Annotated in this window: 15 protein-coding genes and 1 pseudogene; 11 read left to right on the forward strand and 5 right to left on the reverse strand. The window is 71.6% G+C overall.

Annotated elements, in window-relative coordinates; genetic code table 11:
• Window positions 1-47: 47 nt before the first annotated feature.
• Complete coding sequence (locus tag ACOV8S_RS22995) at window positions 48-431, forward strand: VOC family protein (protein WP_448319927.1); 384 nt, start codon at window positions 48-50, stop codon at window positions 429-431.
• Between the two features lie 134 nt (window positions 432-565).
• Window positions 566-958, forward strand: a complete 393-nt coding sequence (locus ACOV8S_RS23000; RefSeq protein ID WP_448319928.1) for a MarR family transcriptional regulator — start codon at window positions 566-568, stop codon at window positions 956-958.
• Window positions 959-1154: 196 nt separating this feature from the next.
• On the opposite strand, the gene ACOV8S_RS23005 is transcribed toward ACOV8S_RS23000, so the two are convergent.
• The 3 genes from ACOV8S_RS23005 to ACOV8S_RS23015 are packed head-to-tail and all read right to left on the reverse strand — an operon-like array spanning window position 1155 to window position 3974.
• Complete coding sequence (locus ACOV8S_RS23005; RefSeq protein ID WP_448319930.1) at window positions 1155-2165, reverse strand: ABC transporter substrate-binding protein; 1011 nt, start codon at window positions 2163-2165, stop codon at window positions 1155-1157.
• A gap of 14 nt (window positions 2166-2179) precedes the next feature.
• Window positions 2180-2953 (reverse strand): ABC transporter ATP-binding protein, encoded by a 774-nt coding sequence (locus ACOV8S_RS23010; RefSeq protein WP_448319932.1) that lies wholly within the window; start codon window positions 2951-2953, stop codon window positions 2180-2182.
• 1 nt (window position 2954) lies between these two features.
• Window positions 2955-3974, reverse strand: a complete 1020-nt coding sequence (locus ACOV8S_RS23015; protein ID WP_448320129.1) for a FecCD family ABC transporter permease — start codon at window positions 3972-3974, stop codon at window positions 2955-2957.
• Between the two features lie 526 nt (window positions 3975-4500).
• Between ACOV8S_RS23015 and ACOV8S_RS23020 the strand changes: the two genes are divergently transcribed.
• The 4 genes from ACOV8S_RS23020 to ACOV8S_RS23035 all read left to right on the forward strand — a co-directional run bounded on the left by ACOV8S_RS23020 (window position 4501) and on the right by ACOV8S_RS23035 (window position 8668).
• Window positions 4501-5271 carry a methyltransferase gene (locus ACOV8S_RS23020; protein WP_448319933.1) on the forward strand — a complete coding sequence of 257 codons (771 nt, stop codon included), beginning with the start codon at window positions 4501-4503 and terminating at the stop codon, window positions 5269-5271.
• 16 nt (window positions 5272-5287) lie between these two features.
• Window positions 5288-6322, forward strand: a complete 1035-nt coding sequence (locus ACOV8S_RS23025) for a pyridoxal-phosphate dependent enzyme (protein WP_448319935.1) — start codon at window positions 5288-5290, stop codon at window positions 6320-6322.
• A gap of 226 nt (window positions 6323-6548) precedes the next feature.
• On the forward strand, window positions 6549-7370 hold the full coding sequence (locus tag ACOV8S_RS23030; protein ID WP_448319937.1) for a Rossmann-like domain-containing protein: 822 nt from the start codon (window positions 6549-6551) through the stop codon (window positions 7368-7370).
• Window positions 7367-8668 (forward strand): MFS transporter, encoded by a 1302-nt coding sequence (locus ACOV8S_RS23035; RefSeq protein WP_448319938.1) that lies wholly within the window; start codon window positions 7367-7369, stop codon window positions 8666-8668. Before ACOV8S_RS23030 ends, ACOV8S_RS23035 begins: the two co-directional genes overlap by 4 nt.
• 140 nt (window positions 8669-8808) lie before the next feature.
• On the opposite strand, the pseudogene ACOV8S_RS23040 reads toward ACOV8S_RS23035, so the two are convergent.
• Together ACOV8S_RS23040 and ACOV8S_RS23045 are read right to left on the reverse strand one after the other, a co-directional pair.
• Window positions 8809-9500 (reverse strand): annotated as a pseudogene (locus ACOV8S_RS23040) (DUF6766 family protein).
• A gap of 86 nt (window positions 9501-9586) precedes the next feature.
• A complete protein-coding gene (locus ACOV8S_RS23045; protein ID WP_448319940.1) occupies window positions 9587-10021 on the reverse strand; it encodes a hypothetical protein in 435 nt (144 codons plus the stop codon).
• Window positions 10022-10239: 218 nt separating this feature from the next.
• Here ACOV8S_RS23045 and ACOV8S_RS23050 point away from each other — a divergent pair, with 218 nt between their 5' ends.
• The 5 genes from ACOV8S_RS23050 to ACOV8S_RS23070 all read left to right on the forward strand — a co-directional run bounded on the left by ACOV8S_RS23050 (window position 10240) and on the right by ACOV8S_RS23070 (window position 15318).
• On the forward strand, window positions 10240-11664 hold the full coding sequence (locus tag ACOV8S_RS23050; RefSeq protein WP_448320131.1) for an ABC transporter substrate-binding protein: 1425 nt from the start codon (window positions 10240-10242) through the stop codon (window positions 11662-11664).
• Window positions 11665-11855: 191 nt separating this feature from the next.
• Window positions 11856-12731: a carbohydrate ABC transporter permease gene (locus ACOV8S_RS23055; RefSeq protein ID WP_448319941.1), complete on the forward strand. Its 876-nt coding sequence runs from the start codon at window positions 11856-11858 to the stop codon at window positions 12729-12731.
• Entirely contained in the window at window positions 12728-13600 is an 873-nt protein-coding gene (locus ACOV8S_RS23060) for a carbohydrate ABC transporter permease (protein WP_448319942.1), read from the forward strand. The genes ACOV8S_RS23055 and ACOV8S_RS23060 overlap by 4 nt, the downstream gene beginning before the upstream one ends.
• Window positions 13601-13879: 279 nt before the next feature.
• Window positions 13880-15094: a cytochrome P450 gene (locus ACOV8S_RS23065; protein ID WP_448319943.1), complete on the forward strand. Its 1215-nt coding sequence runs from the start codon at window positions 13880-13882 to the stop codon at window positions 15092-15094.
• Window positions 15095-15129: 35 nt separating this feature from the next.
• Entirely contained in the window at window positions 15130-15318 is a 189-nt protein-coding gene (locus tag ACOV8S_RS23070; RefSeq protein ID WP_448319944.1) for a ferredoxin, read from the forward strand.
• The last annotated feature ends 81 nt before the right edge of the window (window positions 15319-15399 follow it).

Genomic DNA, 15399 nt, shown 5'->3' on the forward strand with positions numbered 1-15399 from the left:
GGCGTACGCCGGATGCGCGCCGCCGCGCGGCCGGGGAGCATGGGGGCATGGAGGCCCGCCTGAGGACCATCGTCTACCCCGTCGGCGACCCGGACGGGGCCAAGGCCCTGTTCCGTGCGCTGCTCGGCGTCGAGCCGCACGTCGAGGGGACCAACTGGACCGGGTTCCGCACGGCGGACGGCCAGGGGGCCGGGGTGGAGATCGGGCTGGACCCGCACGGCCACGACGCCGGGCTGACCGGTCCCGTCCCCTACTGGCACGTCGAGGACCTGCGGGCCACGCTGGCCGCGGTGCTGGCCGCGGGGGCGGAGGTGGTCGGGGACGTCCGCGACGTCGGCGGCGGCAAGCTGGTCGCCACCGTGCGGGACCGGGACGGCAACCCGGTGGGTCTGGTCCAGGACCGGCCCGGCGAGGGGCCGGCCGTCGTCTGAGACGTTCGGCCGGGACGCGGCGAGCCCTGCGCGAGGCCCGCCGGGCGTCCGCCCATCGTCCCGGCTGACGCCCCGTCCGATCGGGCGCTTCCGGGGTCTCCCCCGCCGGACGACGCCGACCTACGATGGGCCCCATGGCAGCGGACACGGCCGGTGCGCGGCTGGAGCAACGGTGGCGCGGCATTCTCGCGCTCCATTCCCGTACGGTCTGCGAGATCGACCGGGCATTGCATCCGCACGGACTGTGCGCCAGCGACTTCGAGGTGCTGGAGGTCCTGGTGTCGGGGACGCCGGACGGCCCGGGCGTTCCCTGCCGTGTGCAGGACATCGCCGAGCGGGTCCACCTCAGCCAGAGCGCGCTCTCCCGGCTGCTGGGCCGTCTGGAGCGCGAGGAGCTGCTGGAGCGCACGGTGTGCCGTGAGGACCGGCGCGGGGTGTGGGTGGCTCCCACCGCCCGCGGCCGCGAGCTGTACGCGCTGGTGCGCCCGCTGCAGCGTGAGGTGCTCTCCCGCACCCTGACGGACTGACCCTTCTCCCCCTTCACTCCCCGTCGCCGTACGCCCCGGCCCGGGAGCCGCCGGACGCCGCCCACCGCCGGCCCCGGCGAGCGGGAGAACACCAGCCCCCCGGAGAGCGACGCCAAGCCAAGGTTCGGTCCGGCGCTCGCCGCTCGGAGCGCCGGGGCCGCGTGGATCGGCCGCGGCCCGGCGCACCGCGACCCGGTCAGCGCTTGAGCGCGTTCAGGTACTTCGCGAACTTCTCCGCACCGTCGATGTTGCGCGGCCCGCTGATGCCCTCGTTGTAGTCGAGGATGAAGAAGTTGTCCTTCCTGACGGCGGGCAGTCCCTTCGTGTGGGGGGACTTCTTCAGGAAGTCGATCTTCTTCTGGGCGGGCAGGTCCCCGTAGTCGAGGATCATGACGACCTCCGGCTCCGCCTCGGCGACAGCCTCCCAGTTCACCTGGGTCCACCGCTGATCGAGGCCGTCGAAGACGTTCCTGCCGCCGGCGGTCTTGATGATGTCGTTGGGCGGGACCTGGTTGCCCGCGGTGAAGGGCTGGTCGGTGCCCGAGTCGTAGAGGAAGACCGGCACCGGATCGCCCTCGCGCGCCTTCGCCTTGACAGCCTCCACCCGCTTCTTCAGCCCGCCGACGACCTCTTCCGCCTTCTCCTCGACCTGGAAGATCCTGCCCAGTCGATAGAGGTCGGTGAAGAGGGCCTCGAACGGCGCGCGCTTCTCCGGGTACTCGGGGTAGTTGAAGCAGCTCTCGCTGTGCATGAAGCTCTGGATGCCGAGCTTGTCCAGGATCTCCGGGGTGATGCCCCGCTCGTCCTTGAAGCCCGAGTTCCAACCGGCGACGACGAAGTCGGATTTGGCCTCGACCACGACTTCCTTGTTGAGGAGGTCGTCGCTGAGCATCTTCACCTTGGCGTAGTCGCTCGCCCACGGCGACTCCTCCACCGGAGGGTTCGCCGGCGGCATCACGTAGCCGTACACGTGGTCGACCAGGCCGAGACTGAACAGCTTGTCGGCGCTACCGCCCTCGTAGGCCACGGCACGCCGGGGAACCGTGTATTCGACCGGCTCACCGCACCTCTTCACGGTGACCTTCTCGGGTGCCTTGGCGTCCGTCTTCACTTCGGCACCGCAGCCGCTCAGCAGCAGCGTGCCCGCGAGCGCGGAGCCGAGGACGGTGCGCTGCCGCACCGAACGGAGGGAACGAGTCATGGACATGCTTGTGGTGCCTTTCACGGGGAGGGGTTGAGCGAGTACAACAACTGCGGATGGCCCGTCAGCGGGTGGGACACGACACTGGCCCTGACGCCGAACACCTCGTGGACGAGCTCGGGAGTGAGCACGTCCTCGGGTGCGCCGGCGGTGACGAGGCGGCCGTCGCGGAGGATCCCGAGACGGTCGCAGGCGGCCGCCGCGAGGTTGAGGTCGTGCAGAACGATCAGGACGGTGAGTCCCGAGCCGCGCAGGAGCGAGAGCAGTTCGACCTGGTGGCGTACGTCGAGGTGGTTGGTCGGCTCGTCCAGCACCAGGATCTTCGGCTCCTGGACGAGCGCACGGGCCAACAGGACGCGCTGGCGCTCCCCACCCGAGAGCGTCAGGACTCCGCGCCGGGCGAGGTGGCGGATGCCGAGCCGGTCCATCGCACGTTCGCACAGCTCCCGTTCCCGGCGGCTGAGGACCCGGTTGCCCTGGAGGTGCGGTGTCCGTCCGAGGGCGACGACTTCTTCGACGGTGAAGTCGAGGTCGACGGCGCTGTCCTGGGTCATGGCCGCGACGACCTGTGCGGAGCGGCGCACTGTCAGGTGGGTCAGCTGCCGCTCACCCACCAGGACGGTGCCGGAACTGGGGCGCAGCGCGCGGTACACGCACTTCAGGGCGGTGGACTTCCCACTTCCGTTCGGGCCGACCAGGCCCACGACCTGGCCGGCTTCCACGTTCAGGGACAGGTCACGTACCAGGCTCCTGCCGTCGGTGACCACGGACAGCCCGTCAAGCCTGAGTTCCATCTCAGCGGCCTCCGAACATGTGGCCCTTGCGGCGCATCAGGGTGACGAACACCGGTACACCGACGAGGGCGGTGATGACGCCCAGGGGTAGCTCGCGCGGTGCCACCAGCGTCCGGGACACCAGGTCGACCCACACCATGAAGATCGCTCCGGCCAGTGGCGCCACGGCCAGCACGCGGGCGTGGGTGGCACCGACGACCATGCGCACCACGTGTGGCATGACCAGTCCGACGAAGGCGATGGCACCACTGACGGCGACCATCACCCCCGTCACGAGCGAGACGAGGACGAGCAGGGCCTTGCGGTGCCGGTCGGGGCTGACGCCGAGGCTCGCGGAGGTCTCGTCCCCGAGGGCCAGCACGTCCAGTGCCCGGCCGTACCGGTACAGCACGACGAGGCCGAGGAGGACGATCACGGACACGACGGGGAGCGCACCCCAGCTCGCTGCCCCGAAGCTGCCCATGGTCCAGTACAGGACCATGCTGGTCGCCTCGCTGTCCGGCGCGAAGTAGATCATCAGGCTCATCACCGCTTGAAGTCCCAGCGACATGGCGACGCCTGTCAGAACGAGACGCAGCGGTGAGAGCGCCCCCCTGGTGGCAGAGGCGGCATAGACCAGGAGCGATGCGATCAGGGCCCCGACGAAGGCGCCGGCCGACACCGCGTGGATGCCCAGCGCCGCCAGCCCTCCGGTGACGGTGACACCGACGGCTCCCACGGAGGCGCCCGAGGAGACTCCCAGCACGAAGGGGTCCGCGAGGGCGTTGCGCACCATGGCCTGCACGGCCACGCCGATCGCGCTCAACCCGGCCCCCACGAGCGCCCCGAGGAGCACCCGCGGCGTACGGATCTCCCAGATGATCTGATACGTGGTCACCTCGTCCGCAGCGATGCGGCCGCCGCTGACCGCCGCCCACAAGTACCGGGCGGTCTCCCCCGGCGCGATCACGGCGGCCCCCAGACCGATGGCCACCACGATCGAGACGAGGAGACCGACGAACAGGGCGGCGCAGGCGAGCACCAGCCCTTTCCGGGAGGCGAGCCGGTCCCTCACGCCCCTCGGGGGTTCGGGGGGCGCCTCGCCGGCCGGTGTGTCGAGAGCGCTGTTCGCCGATGGCTCGGTGATCGCCGGCGGTGCCATAGAACTTGGCCTTCCAGAGTGAACGGAACGTGGTGACGGGGCGGTTGGCTTCCGGAGTCGTCGTCGCGCTCGGGGAGCAGTCCGACGGCGTCGAGCACGACGCGGCGCAGGCGTCGGCAGCGGGAGGAGCGTATCTGAAAACGATTATCGTTACTAGTCCGTCGCCTCCACCGCGCAGAACGCCGCAAAGCGGAGCCCGTCACGCGATGTTGACAATCATTTTCATCATGCTTCATGCTGCTCGGGCCCGGCATCCCCCGCTCCGTCCAGCGGCGCGCTGCGGGGATCCCCCACGTGACAGCGCCGGCCCTTGGACGGGCGACATGGCAAAGCCGCGGCGCAACGGACTGCCGCCCCGGTACGTGAACCCCCGACTCTCCCTCTCCATCCGACTCACGGAGGATCCATGCCCGACCGGACCGCCGGCCGCATCGCTGCGGCCCAGGACGATGCCCACGCGTTGCTGGACTCGCTGCCCGACACCCTCCCCCGGGACGAGATCCTGGCTCTCAACAGCGGTTCAGAGGCCCACATTCACACCGAGCGGACGTACGACTACAACGGCTGGACCTTCACCCTGCCGCCCGGGGTCTTCAAGCCGGGCGACACCAGCCGCATCGTTCATGACCGTCTCCTGGACGGCACGATCTCCGTCAAGGGCCGCTCTTACGCGGCGATGGGCGTCGGTCTCGGCGTCGAGGCCGTGATCGCCGGCACCCTCGGGGCGCGCGAGATCTACGCGGCCGACATCCACCCGGACAGCGTGGCCACGGCCGCCGCCCACTACGAGCGCATCGTCGAAGACCGCTCGGGCACCGTCTTCCGGCCGTTGGTGTCCAACCTCTTCGAGGAGTTCCCGGACTCCGCCCGGCTCGATGTCGTCACTTTCAACCCGCCCGCCGTCAGCGCGCGGACGAGCGAGGACCCGACCGTGGTGCGCAACGTCTGCGTGGGCGCCGAGATCGTCCTGCGATTCCTCGACCAGATCGTCACCCGGGACCTGCTCGCGCCCGACGGCGAGATCCATCTGATCGTCTCCAACACTGCCGAGCTGAAGCGCATCGTCGGCCACGGTATCGACGCCGGATTGCGCCCCGTCGTGCTGCACCGCCAGACCTGGGAGGGCGACAACTGCCAGGCGTATCTGTTCAAGCTCATACGTCACGACGCCGTCTGACCGGAAGGACGACCACATGCACGAGCACATGGCCGAGGCCATCAAGGAACCGGACGTCGTGGCCGTCCCGCCGGGGGCGATCTGTCTGCGCTTCGAGACCATGAAGCTGTACTCGGCGCTGGGCGCGGTGCGCCACCTGCTGGAGACCGGCCAGGTCAAGCATGGCGACACCCTCGTCGACAGCTCCAGCGGCATCTACGCCCACGCGCTCGCGCTGGCATGCCACCGCCACGGCCTGAACTGCCACATCGTCGGATCGACGACCGTGGACCGCACCCTCCGCGTCCAGCTGGAGATCCTCGGCGCCACCCTGGAACAGGTCCGCCCGTCCAAGAACCTGCGCCTGGACCAGAACCTGCGCGTCGAGCGGATCGGTGAACTGCTGCGCGAGAACCCGCACTACCACTGGATGCGGCAGTACCACGACTCCGTCCACTACCTCGGCTACCGCGATGTCGCCGACCTCATCCGCAAGGAGGTCCCGGAAGGCCCGCTGTCGCTCGTCGGGGGCGTGGGAACCGGGGCGTCCACCGGCGCCATCGCCACCTACCTGCGTGAGGCGGACCGGGACGTGACGCTCGTCGGGGTGCAGCCGTTCGGCAGCGTCACCTTCGGCGCCGAGCACGTCTCCGACCCGGACATGATCATCGCCGGCATCGGCAGCTCCATCCCGTTCCAGAACGTCCGGCACGACCTGTACGACCGGATCCACTGGGTGAACTTCGACTACGCCATGTCGGGCGCCGTCGAACTCCTGCGGACCAGCGGCATCTTCGCCGGCCTCTCCGCGGGCGCCGCGTACCTCGCCACGCTCTGGGAGCGTGAGCGCGACGCCGACCGGACCTACGTCTTCCTCGCCGCCGACACCGGGCACCGGTACGTCGACAACGCCTACGCCCACCACGCCGACGCCGTGGGGCTCGGGTCGATGCGGCCCCACGAGGTCACGGCCCATGACGAACTCAGACACCCGTGGTCCGCCATGGACTGGCCACCGGCCGGCAGCTCGCCGGTGCGTGGCGCTCCTGTACCGGTGCCCGAAAGGGCCTAACGCCGCGGGCCGGGCCCGTTCGCCGCCTCCGTCCGCCCCGCGACCGCGCGGGCGCCCCCGCGACTGCGCCGAACCCACCGGCTTCCTGGTGGATGCCGCGCGCACCGACGTGAGCGGCGCGGTGCCCATCGAGGCACCGGCCGGCTCGGTGCTGACGTTCCCCGGGCGGATCGGCCGGCGGACCTTCCCCGACCTTCCTCCCCCACCTCCCTAAGAAAGAGCCGACATGTCTCTCTCCCAGCCGTACTCCGTAACCGAACTGCAGCAGGCCGTCCTCGACGGCGCCTACGGGCCGCCCCCGCGGGAATGGACGGTCACCAGCGCCTTCTGGCTCCACCACGCCACCCGGCTCGCCGGCAGTCAGGTCACCTATCGCAACAGCTACCTGTTGATGAGGTCCGGCGACGCCTTCGGCGCCTGCTCCTTCGAAGCCGGCGAAGTCGCCCCCGATTTCTGTGCCGAAGCCTCCGGTCACACCCTCGACGCCCTGATCCAGCACGAGTCGGCCCCGGTGCGCATCGCCGCGCTCGACGCCTATCTCGGGCGCGTGCGGCCACACCGCAGCGACACGAACGCCGAGACCGTCATGCTTCCCACCGGTACACCGGAAAAGCGCGCAGAGGCCAGGGACGCGGCCGTCGCCGGGCTCCTCGACATCGCGCCAGGCGCGAAGGTCGCTCTGATCGGCGTCGTCAACCCGCTCGTCGCCGCGATTCGCGAGCAGGGCGGCGTCCCGCTGCCCTGCGACTTCAACCTGCGCACCACCAACTGGGGCGACCCGGTCACCGACGACATGACGCAGGTCCTCCGCGACGCCGACGCGGTGGTCGCCACGGGTATGACGCTCAGCAACGGCAGCTTCGACCAGATCCTCGAACACTGCCGCGAGCAGGAGCTTCCCCTGGTGGTGTACGCCCAGACGGGCAGCGCCGTCGCGCGTGCCTTCCTGGGCACCGGCGTGACCGCGCTGTCCGCCGAGCCCTTCCCCTTCTCCCAGTTCAGCGCCGACGCCACCGCGCTGTACCGGTACCGGGCGGAGCAGGCATGAGCGAGGAGACCCGGAGCGCGGGAGCCGCCCCCGAGGCTTCCGCCGAGACCGTCGGCCCGGCCGGTGGGCAGGTGGTGAAGGGTGACGGAACCGTACCGGGCGACTGGGGGATGACTCGCCTCCTGTGGCCGTTCATGATCGCCTCAGCGGTCGGGCTGGTGCCCTTCACCATCTACAGCACCTTCCTCGTGCCCATCGCCCACGCGGCGGACGGCGGCGTCGCCGCCCTCGGCCAGCTCCGCGGACTCGGCGGCCTCGCGGCACTGGCCGTGGGCACCGCGCTGGCGCCCCTGATCGACCGCGTACGCAAGGAATGGGCGGCCGCAGGGGGACTCGCCCTACTGGCCGCCTCCGCCGCACTCGGCGCGAGCGGCGACTTCCTGCTGCTTGCGGCCTTCTGCCTGCTCGTCGGCGCCGGTACGGCGGTACTGAACCCGGCGCTGACGGCGGCCGCCGCGGACCGCTTCGACAACGAGGCCGCCGCGGGCCGCGCGGCGACTCTGATCACCGCCACACAGTCGCTGACCGCCCTCCTCGCGGCACCGCTCGTCGCCCTGCCGGCCCTGGTCTGGGGCTGGCAGGGTGACCTGTGGGCCATCGCCGCGGTCTCGTCCGTCCTGGCCCTGTACTTCCTCCTCCGGGGCCGCCGTCACCACGATGTGGGTGGCGCGGCGGAGAAGGTCGGGAAGCCGGGGTACCTGAAGTCCTTCCGGCTGCTGGCAAAGCTGCCCGGCGTGGTTCCGCTGCTGCTGATCGCGATGCTGCGGACGGCGGCCTTCATGGGGTACCTCGCCTACCTCGCGGCCTTCTACGACGAACGCTTCGGCCTGGGACCCGAGACGTTCGCCCTCGTGTGGACGCTCAGCGGCGCGTCGTTCTTCCTCGGGAACCTGTGCACCGGGCGACTGCTGAGCACCGGGAAGCCGAGGATCCTCAGCGAGCACCTGATGGTCCTGGCGCTGCTGGTGGCGCTGTTCGCTCTGGCCGGTGTCTTCTTCACGGAGCACCTGTTCCTCGCCCTTGCGCTGACGGCCCTGGTCGGCGTCGGACACGCGACGGTGGCCGCCTGCGTCACCACGCTGCTCGTACGCCGCTGCGGCTCCCTGCGCGGCACGGCACTCAGCATCAACGCCGCCGGCATGAGCTTCGGGGTCTTCCTCGGCACCGGACTCGGCGGTGTCGGGCTCGCGCTCGGCGGATACCCAGGCACGGCGGCGGTGCTGGGCGCACTGACGCTCGTGGCAGTCGTCCTCGCCCGGCTGGTGGCCCCGTTCACACCTCCGCCCACGACGGACTGAAGCCCTACCCCTGCCCCGCGCACGGCTTGTGACGGTCACAGGAGCGGAGAGGGTGCCGGCCCGGGGCTGCGCGGCAGCGTTTCCTCCGGCCTGCGGCACCTCGACCGAAACGGTCCGCGAGCCGCCGCCCGGTGGGCGTCTCAGCCCTCGACACCGGTGGCGCGGTGCGGGGCGCCCACCGGTTTGGACTCCGGGCTTCCGCGCTGGCGCAGGTAGACGGAGAGGATCGCCATGGACGCCACGGCGAGCAGCTCGGACTGCCAGTTCTGCAGGGTGCGGCTCCAGAAGTCGGCGGAGGTGACGTAGCCGCCCCAGCCGACCGGCCCCTCCAGCTCGCGCAGGCGTTCCTCGTTGTACGCGGCGGTGCCGGTGATCGACTGCGACAGCCAGCACAGGAGGAAGATGCCGCCCATCACCAGCCCCAGCGAGCGGGAGAACACCAGCCCGCGCCAGCCCCGGGCGGACGCCCACCGCGGCGAGTCCTCACGGGCGTGCTCGCCGATGCGCTGCACGCGGTCGCTCTCGGTGCCCGCGCGGCCGATCTCCTTGGACTCCGGCGAGCCCCGCTGCAGCAGCCACACCGTGCCGAAGATGTAGAGGAAGAACTGCAGGTACTCCGACTGCCAGTTCTCGGTGACGTCCACCGCGAAGTCCGAGGACGTGGCGTAGGCCAGGTACCCGACCGGGGGCAGCTGGGCCGAGACAAAATCGTTGTTCATCTCGGCGCGTCCGGCGATCAGCTGACCGAGCAGGGTGAGCAGGAAGCCCCCAGGAACGCGAGGCCCAGGCTGTTCTCCCGCAGGAAGCGCCGGGCGCCGCGGGACGCGGTCATCGGTGCATCAGCCCCAGGGTGGTGAAGTAGGCGAGACCGCCGAAGATGATCAGCAGGGTCGTGGTGAACAGCAGCCGCACGGGACGTCACCCGCCCTTCAGGCCGCAGCGGTAGGGCTGGTCGGGCCGCGACTCGCAGCCGGCGGCGGTCACCTTCCAGCCGCCCGGGAACTGCGACAGGAAGAGGGTGTCGCCCTCCAGCACCACCCGGGCCTGGTCACCCCACACGTCCACCGCGCGGACCGCCCCGGCGGCCGGGAGGTCGTCCTCCTCGATGGCCCGGCGGATCGCCCGGGGGCATCCGCTCCCCGCGGTCTGCTCCAGCTCGTCTCGGGTGCCCGGGGCCAGCGCCGCGCACAGCAGGGAGTGTCGCCCCGCGTCGCGGTCGAGTTCAAAGCGCGTGGCCTCCGCCCGGGCGGCGTCGCGCCGCTCCGCCACCGCGCCGCAGGCGCCGAGCGCGGCGAGCACCAGGGCGAGCACCGCGGCCCGCGCGGTGGCGTGTCCGTACCGGCTGCCTCGCATTCCGCCTCCCGCCGTCGGTGTCGCGGTCCGTCCACCATCCGATCCACGGGCGCCGGCGCACGCAAGCGGGACGGGGCCGAACGGAACGGCGTTCCGGGGAGGCCGCCCGTTCACCGCCCGTCCGGTTGCGGGCCCCTCGCGCCCGCGCTTACTCCTGATGGACCGGCAGGCGATGCCGGGCCACCGGCCCGGCGCAGGGGAAGGCGATGAGGTCACAGATGCGCGAGGCCCGGCGGCCTTGGAAGGCGGCGCTCGCCGCCGCGGCGGCCCTGCTCCTCGGGTCGCTGTCCGGCTGTGGCGGGGAGGCCGGGCCGGGACGTCCGGACCACCGGATCACCGTCTGGTCGCAGGAGAGTCTGCCGGATCGCATCGCCGCCACCGAGAAGGTGGTCGACCGGTTCCGGCGCGAGACCGGGATCGAGGTCGAGCTGGTGGGGGTCGCGGAGGCGCAGATGCCCCAGCTGGTCATGTCCGCCGCGGCCTCCGGAACTCTCCCCGACGTGATCGGGGCGGCCACGCTGGGACAGATCTGGCAGATGTACGGCAACGAACTGCTGAACACCCGGATCGCGGGCAGCGTCGTCGCGACGCTGGGGCCCGGCACCTTCGACGCGAACGCGCTCGCGCTGGCCTCGGACGGCGCCACCCGTCTCGCGGTGCCCTCCGACGCCTGGCTGCAGTTGCTGGTCTACCGCAAGGACCGGTTCGACCGGCGGCGTCTGTCCCCGCCGGACACCTACGGCCGGATGCTCGACGCGGCGCGGCGGCTCACCGGTGACGGCGGGGACGGGGTGTCCGCGGCCACCGATCCCGCCGACGTCTTCACCTCGCAGAGCTTCGAGAGCCTGGCCCTGGCCAACGACTGCCGTCTCGTCGAGGCGGGGAGGGTGTCCCTGGCGTCGTCCCGCTGCGAGCGGGCGTTCGCCGTGTACGACCGGTTCGCCCGGGACTACGGGGCGCCCGGCACCCAGACCGTGGACTCCACCCGCGCCACCTACTTCGCGGGGCGCAGTTCGATGGTGATCTGGTCGTCGTTCATTCTGGACGAGATGGCCGGACTGCGGGCCGACGCCCTGCCCAGTTGCCCGGAGTGCGCGAAGGATCCCCGTTTCCTGTCGAGGAACAGCGGGATCGTCACCTCCCTGCGGGGACCGGACGCCACGGAGCCCGCCCAGTTCGGCGAGGTGACCTCCTGGGCGGTGACCCGGACCGCGGAGGAGGACGCCTCCCGCCGGTTCGTCGAGTACATGATGGGCGCCGGGTACGAGGGCTGGTTCGGCATGGCGCCGGAGGGCAAGATCCCCGTCCGGCGGGGCACCGCCGGGGAACCGGAGCGCTATCTGCGGGCCTGGCGGAGCAGCGAGCTGGGGGTGGACCGCCGTCGGCCCATCGACGAGGTGTACCGGCCGGAGCTGCTGGACCGGCTGGTGGACGGGGTGCACCGGATGCGCCGCTGGGGCATCGCCCAGGGCGAGGGCGCCCTGGTCGGTGCCGCGGGCGGCGAACTGCCGGTGTCGAAGGCCATCGGCGCGATGACCGCGGGGCAGCTCTCCCCCGCCGGCGCGGCCGCCCAGGCCGACGAGGAGGTCGCCTCCCTGCGCGCGTCGCTGGAGCGTGCCGCCGCTCCCCGGAGGTCGCCGTGAGCTCGGCGGCCGGTCCTCCGCCGGCGCCCCGCACGCCCGGACGCGGACGCCGGCCGGCCGGCCGGCATCGGTCGACCGGCCCTCGGCCCGCGCCCCGCCGGTCCACGCGCGGACCGGCGTCCCGGCGGCCGTCGACCGCGAGCAGCCGGGCCAACCGGGCCGGCATCGCCTTCGTCTCCCCCACCTTCCTGGTGGTGCTGGTGGTCGTCGCCCTGCCGATCCTGTGGACCGTGCTGCTCGCCTTCCAGGACGCCCGGCTGGTCGACATCCAGGGCATGGGCCTGCTGGGGCACTGGACGCTGGACAACTTCTCCGGAGTGTTCGCCACCGGCGGCTTCTGGGAGAGCCTGCTGGTCACCCTCGTCTACACGGTGGGCGGGACGGCGGGCTCGATCCTGCTGGGACTGGTCGCCGCGCTGGCCCTGCGCCGCCCGTTCCCCGGGCGCGGGCCCCTGCGGGCGGCGATGCTGCTGCCGTACGTCGCCCCGGTGGTCGCCGCCACGTTCCTGTGGGAGGTGGCCCTCTCCCCGCAGTACGGCATCGTCAACGACTGGGGGCGGCGCTTCCTCGGCTGGGACGACCCGATCGCCTTCCTCACCTCCCGCCGCTACGAGGTGGGCCTGTTCGGCGCGCACGTCGAGGTGCCCCTGGCGCTGCTGACGGTGATCGCCTTCGAGAGCTGGCGGTACTTCCCCTTCGCGTTCCTGTTCGTCCTGGCCCGCCTGCAGGCCGTCCCGGCGGACCTCGAGGAGGCGGCCACCGTGGACGGGGCGACGCCGACCCAGCGGTTCCGGTACGTCCTGCTGCCGCAACTGACGCCGGTGCTGGCGCTGTTGTGCGTGCTGCGGTTCATCATGACGTTCAACAAGTTCGACGACGTCTATCTGCTGACCGGCGGCGGCGCGGGCACCGACGTGGCGGCCGTGCGGGTCTACGACTTCCTCACCGCACGCTACGACGTGGGGGCGGCCGCCGCACAGGCGCTGGTGCTCGCCGCCTCGCTGATGGTGCTGATCGGGTGCTACTTCCGGTTCTTCGGCGACCGGGCGCGGGAGGAGGAGTCGTGAGGGTCTCCCGGGCACGGCTGGAGGAGCGGCTGTTCGCGGTGGTGCGACCGCTGGTGGTCGTGGTGCTGGCGCTGATCACCCTGGTGCCCTTCCTCTACATGCTGCTGCTGTCGGTGAAGCCGATCGACGCGCTCCTGCTGGACCCCGGGTCGCTGTGGGTGTCGGCGGAGGACTTCACGGTGTCCACCTATCGCGACGTCCTGCGGTCCACGGGCGCGGGTGGGCAGGGCTTCCTGCGGTTCCTGCTCAACTCGGCGCTGGTGTCGCTCGGGACGGTGGCGCTGACCCTGCTCGCGTCGGTCCCGGGCGCGTACGCGGTGGGCCGGCTGCGGTTCTTCGGGCGGCGTCAGGTGAGTGCCCTGTTCCTCGCGGTCTACCTGTTCCCGGCGACCCTGCTGGCGGTCCCGCTCTTCGTGATCTTCGCGAGGCTGGGGCTGTCCTCCAGTTTGGTGGGGCTGGCCGTCGTCTACGTGGCGCAGACGGTGCCGGTCTCGGTGTACATGCTGAAGAACTACCTGGTCACGGTGCCGGTCTCGGTGGAGGAGGCCGCCGCGCTGGACGGCTGCACCCGGCTGCGGGCGGTCCGCACGGTGGTGCTGCCGCTGGCCGTGCCGTCGCTGATGGCCACCGGCCTGTACGTCTTCATGATCGCCTGGAACGAGTTCCTGTTCGCCCTGCTGTTCCTGGCGGCGGATCCCGAGCGGTGGACCGTCTCGCTCGGCCTGGCGCAGCTGGCCGACGGGGTGGAGGTGCCGAAGACGGTGCTGATGGCCGGATCGGTGGTGCTGACGGTCCCGGTGGTGCTGCTCTTCTTCGCCGCGGAACGCCTGCTGACCGAAGGACTCACCGGCGGGGCGGACAAGGGCTGAGCGGACCGGGGCCTGGGCCGGATCGGGTCCGGACGGGACAGGGGTCGCGATTCAGGCCATTGTGGGCGGTGCCGGCGGAAGGCGGGCGGGCCGCGTCGCTCGTACCGTCCGTGCCGGTCAGCGCCACCGGGTGCGGCGGACCGCGGGGGTCGGGGCCGGGCCGGGGCGCCGCCGTCTGCCGGGAACCGGCCGTGTGGCGCGGAAGGCCGTCTGGTCGCCGCGCGGAAGCGTTCCTAGGGTGACGCGACACCTGACCCGTCCCGTTCCAGGAGGCCAGTCATGTCGGTCGAGGACGCCGCCGCACCGCTGAGTTACCCGTTCCCGCGCCGGTCGGCGGTGGAGCCGCCGGCCGAACTGGCGGAGCTGCGAGAAGGGTGCCCGCACGCACGGATCGCCGTCGGCGGCGGAGAGATGACGCTGCTGACGCGCTACACGGACGTCCGGACGGTCATGGGCGACACGCGCTTCACCCGCGACCTGTCCGCCGAAGGGGCGGTCGCCCTGAGCGCGGACGGCACGGACGTGTTCAGCCGGAGCACCTCCCTGAGCACGACCGCCTCCGGCGAGGCGCACGCCCAGTGGCGCCGCATGGTCAGCCGCTGGTTCACCGCGAAGCGGATGACGGCGCTGCGGCCCGAGATCGAGCAGATGGCGGAGGAACTGATCGACGCCATGGTCGACCGGGGCGCACCCGCCGACCTCGGCGCCCTCCTGGCGTTCCCGCTGCCCATCCGGGTGATCTGTTCCATGCTGGGGGTGCCGGACGAGGACAAGGACCGGTTCGCGCACTGGTCCAACGTGATGATGAACTTCAGCCGTTACTCGAAGGAGGAGGCCGACGCCTCGACCGCTGAGTTCGACGCCTACATGCTCGAACACATCGAGGCCAAGCGCCACGAGCCCGCGGACGACCTCATCAGCAACCTGCTCGTGCAGACCGACGCGGCCGGATACCGGATGGCCGGCTCCGATCTGCTGGAGACCGCGAAGGGTCTGCTGGCGGCCGGATACGAGACCACCGCGAACAGCATCGGCAAGATGACGGCCTTCCTGCTCGCCGACCGCTCCCGCTGGGAGGCCCTGCTCACCGACCCTTCCCTGATCCGGACGGCCGTCGAGGAGGCACTGCGGTTCGACGCGCAGCTCGGACTCGGACTGCCCCGGTTCATCACCGAGGACGTGAAGGTGGGCGACGCCGTGGTCCCGGCCGGAACCACGGTGCTGCTGAGCATGGCGGCGGCCAACCGGGACGCGACGGTCTTCGAGCGGGCGGAGGAGATGGTCCTCGACCGCAGTCCGAACCCGCACATCGCCTTCGGTGTCGGCCCGCACTCCTGTCTCGGGCAGGCCCTCGCCCGCACCGAGATGACGGTGGTGCTCGAGGTGATGCTGCGGCGCCTTCCCGGGCTCGAACTGGCGGTGCCGGTCGAGGAGTTGCACCTGGACGACGGACTGATCGTGACCGCTCTGACCTCCCTTCCGGTGCGCTGGTGACGCCGGGGAAGGGGGCTGTCGGCCCGAAGGTGACGGTGGACCAAGGGCTGTGCTGCGGCGCCGGCCAGTGCGTGCTGCTGGCCCCCGAGGTGTTCGACCAGCAGGAGGAGGACGGGCGGGTGGTCCTCCTGGACCCGGAGCCCGGCGAGGGTCACGCCGCCGCGGTGCGGGAGGCCGCGGCCACCTGCCCGACGGGCGCGGTCCGGCTGGTCGACGGAGGCTGACGAGGGCCGACGGGACCGGGGGCGGCCGGAATTGCGTGCGACCGGCCCGGTACCGCGTGGCATGATCACGCGGTCCTGCCC

The organism is Streptomyces sp. CO7, from assembly GCF_053474865.1.

Bases quoted from the DNA above. Each gene is read 5' to 3' on its own strand.
- ACOV8S_RS22995 (WP_448319927.1), top strand. From the start codon at position 48: ATGGAGGCCCGCCTGAGGACCATCGTCTACCCCGTCGGCGACCCGGAC.
- ACOV8S_RS23000 (WP_448319928.1), top strand. From the start codon at position 566: ATGGCAGCGGACACGGCCGGTGCGCGGCTGGAGCAACGGTGGCGCGGC.
- ACOV8S_RS23005 (WP_448319930.1), bottom strand. From the start codon at position 2,165: ATGTCCATGACTCGTTCCCTCCGTTCGGTGCGGCAGCGCACCGTCCTC.
- ACOV8S_RS23010 (WP_448319932.1), bottom strand. From the start codon at position 2,953: ATGGAACTCAGGCTTGACGGGCTGTCCGTGGTCACCGACGGCAGGAGC.
- ACOV8S_RS23020 (WP_448319933.1), top strand. From the start codon at position 4,501: ATGCCCGACCGGACCGCCGGCCGCATCGCTGCGGCCCAGGACGATGCC.
- ACOV8S_RS23025 (WP_448319935.1), top strand. From the start codon at position 5,288: ATGCACGAGCACATGGCCGAGGCCATCAAGGAACCGGACGTCGTGGCC.
- ACOV8S_RS23030 (WP_448319937.1), top strand. From the start codon at position 6,549: ATGTCTCTCTCCCAGCCGTACTCCGTAACCGAACTGCAGCAGGCCGTC.
- ACOV8S_RS23035 (WP_448319938.1), top strand. From the start codon at position 7,367: ATGAGCGAGGAGACCCGGAGCGCGGGAGCCGCCCCCGAGGCTTCCGCC.
- ACOV8S_RS23045 (WP_448319940.1), bottom strand. From the start codon at position 10,021: ATGCGAGGCAGCCGGTACGGACACGCCACCGCGCGGGCCGCGGTGCTC.
- ACOV8S_RS23050 (WP_448320131.1), top strand. From the start codon at position 10,240: ATGCGCGAGGCCCGGCGGCCTTGGAAGGCGGCGCTCGCCGCCGCGGCG.
- ACOV8S_RS23065 (WP_448319943.1), top strand. From the start codon at position 13,880: ATGTCGGTCGAGGACGCCGCCGCACCGCTGAGTTACCCGTTCCCGCGC.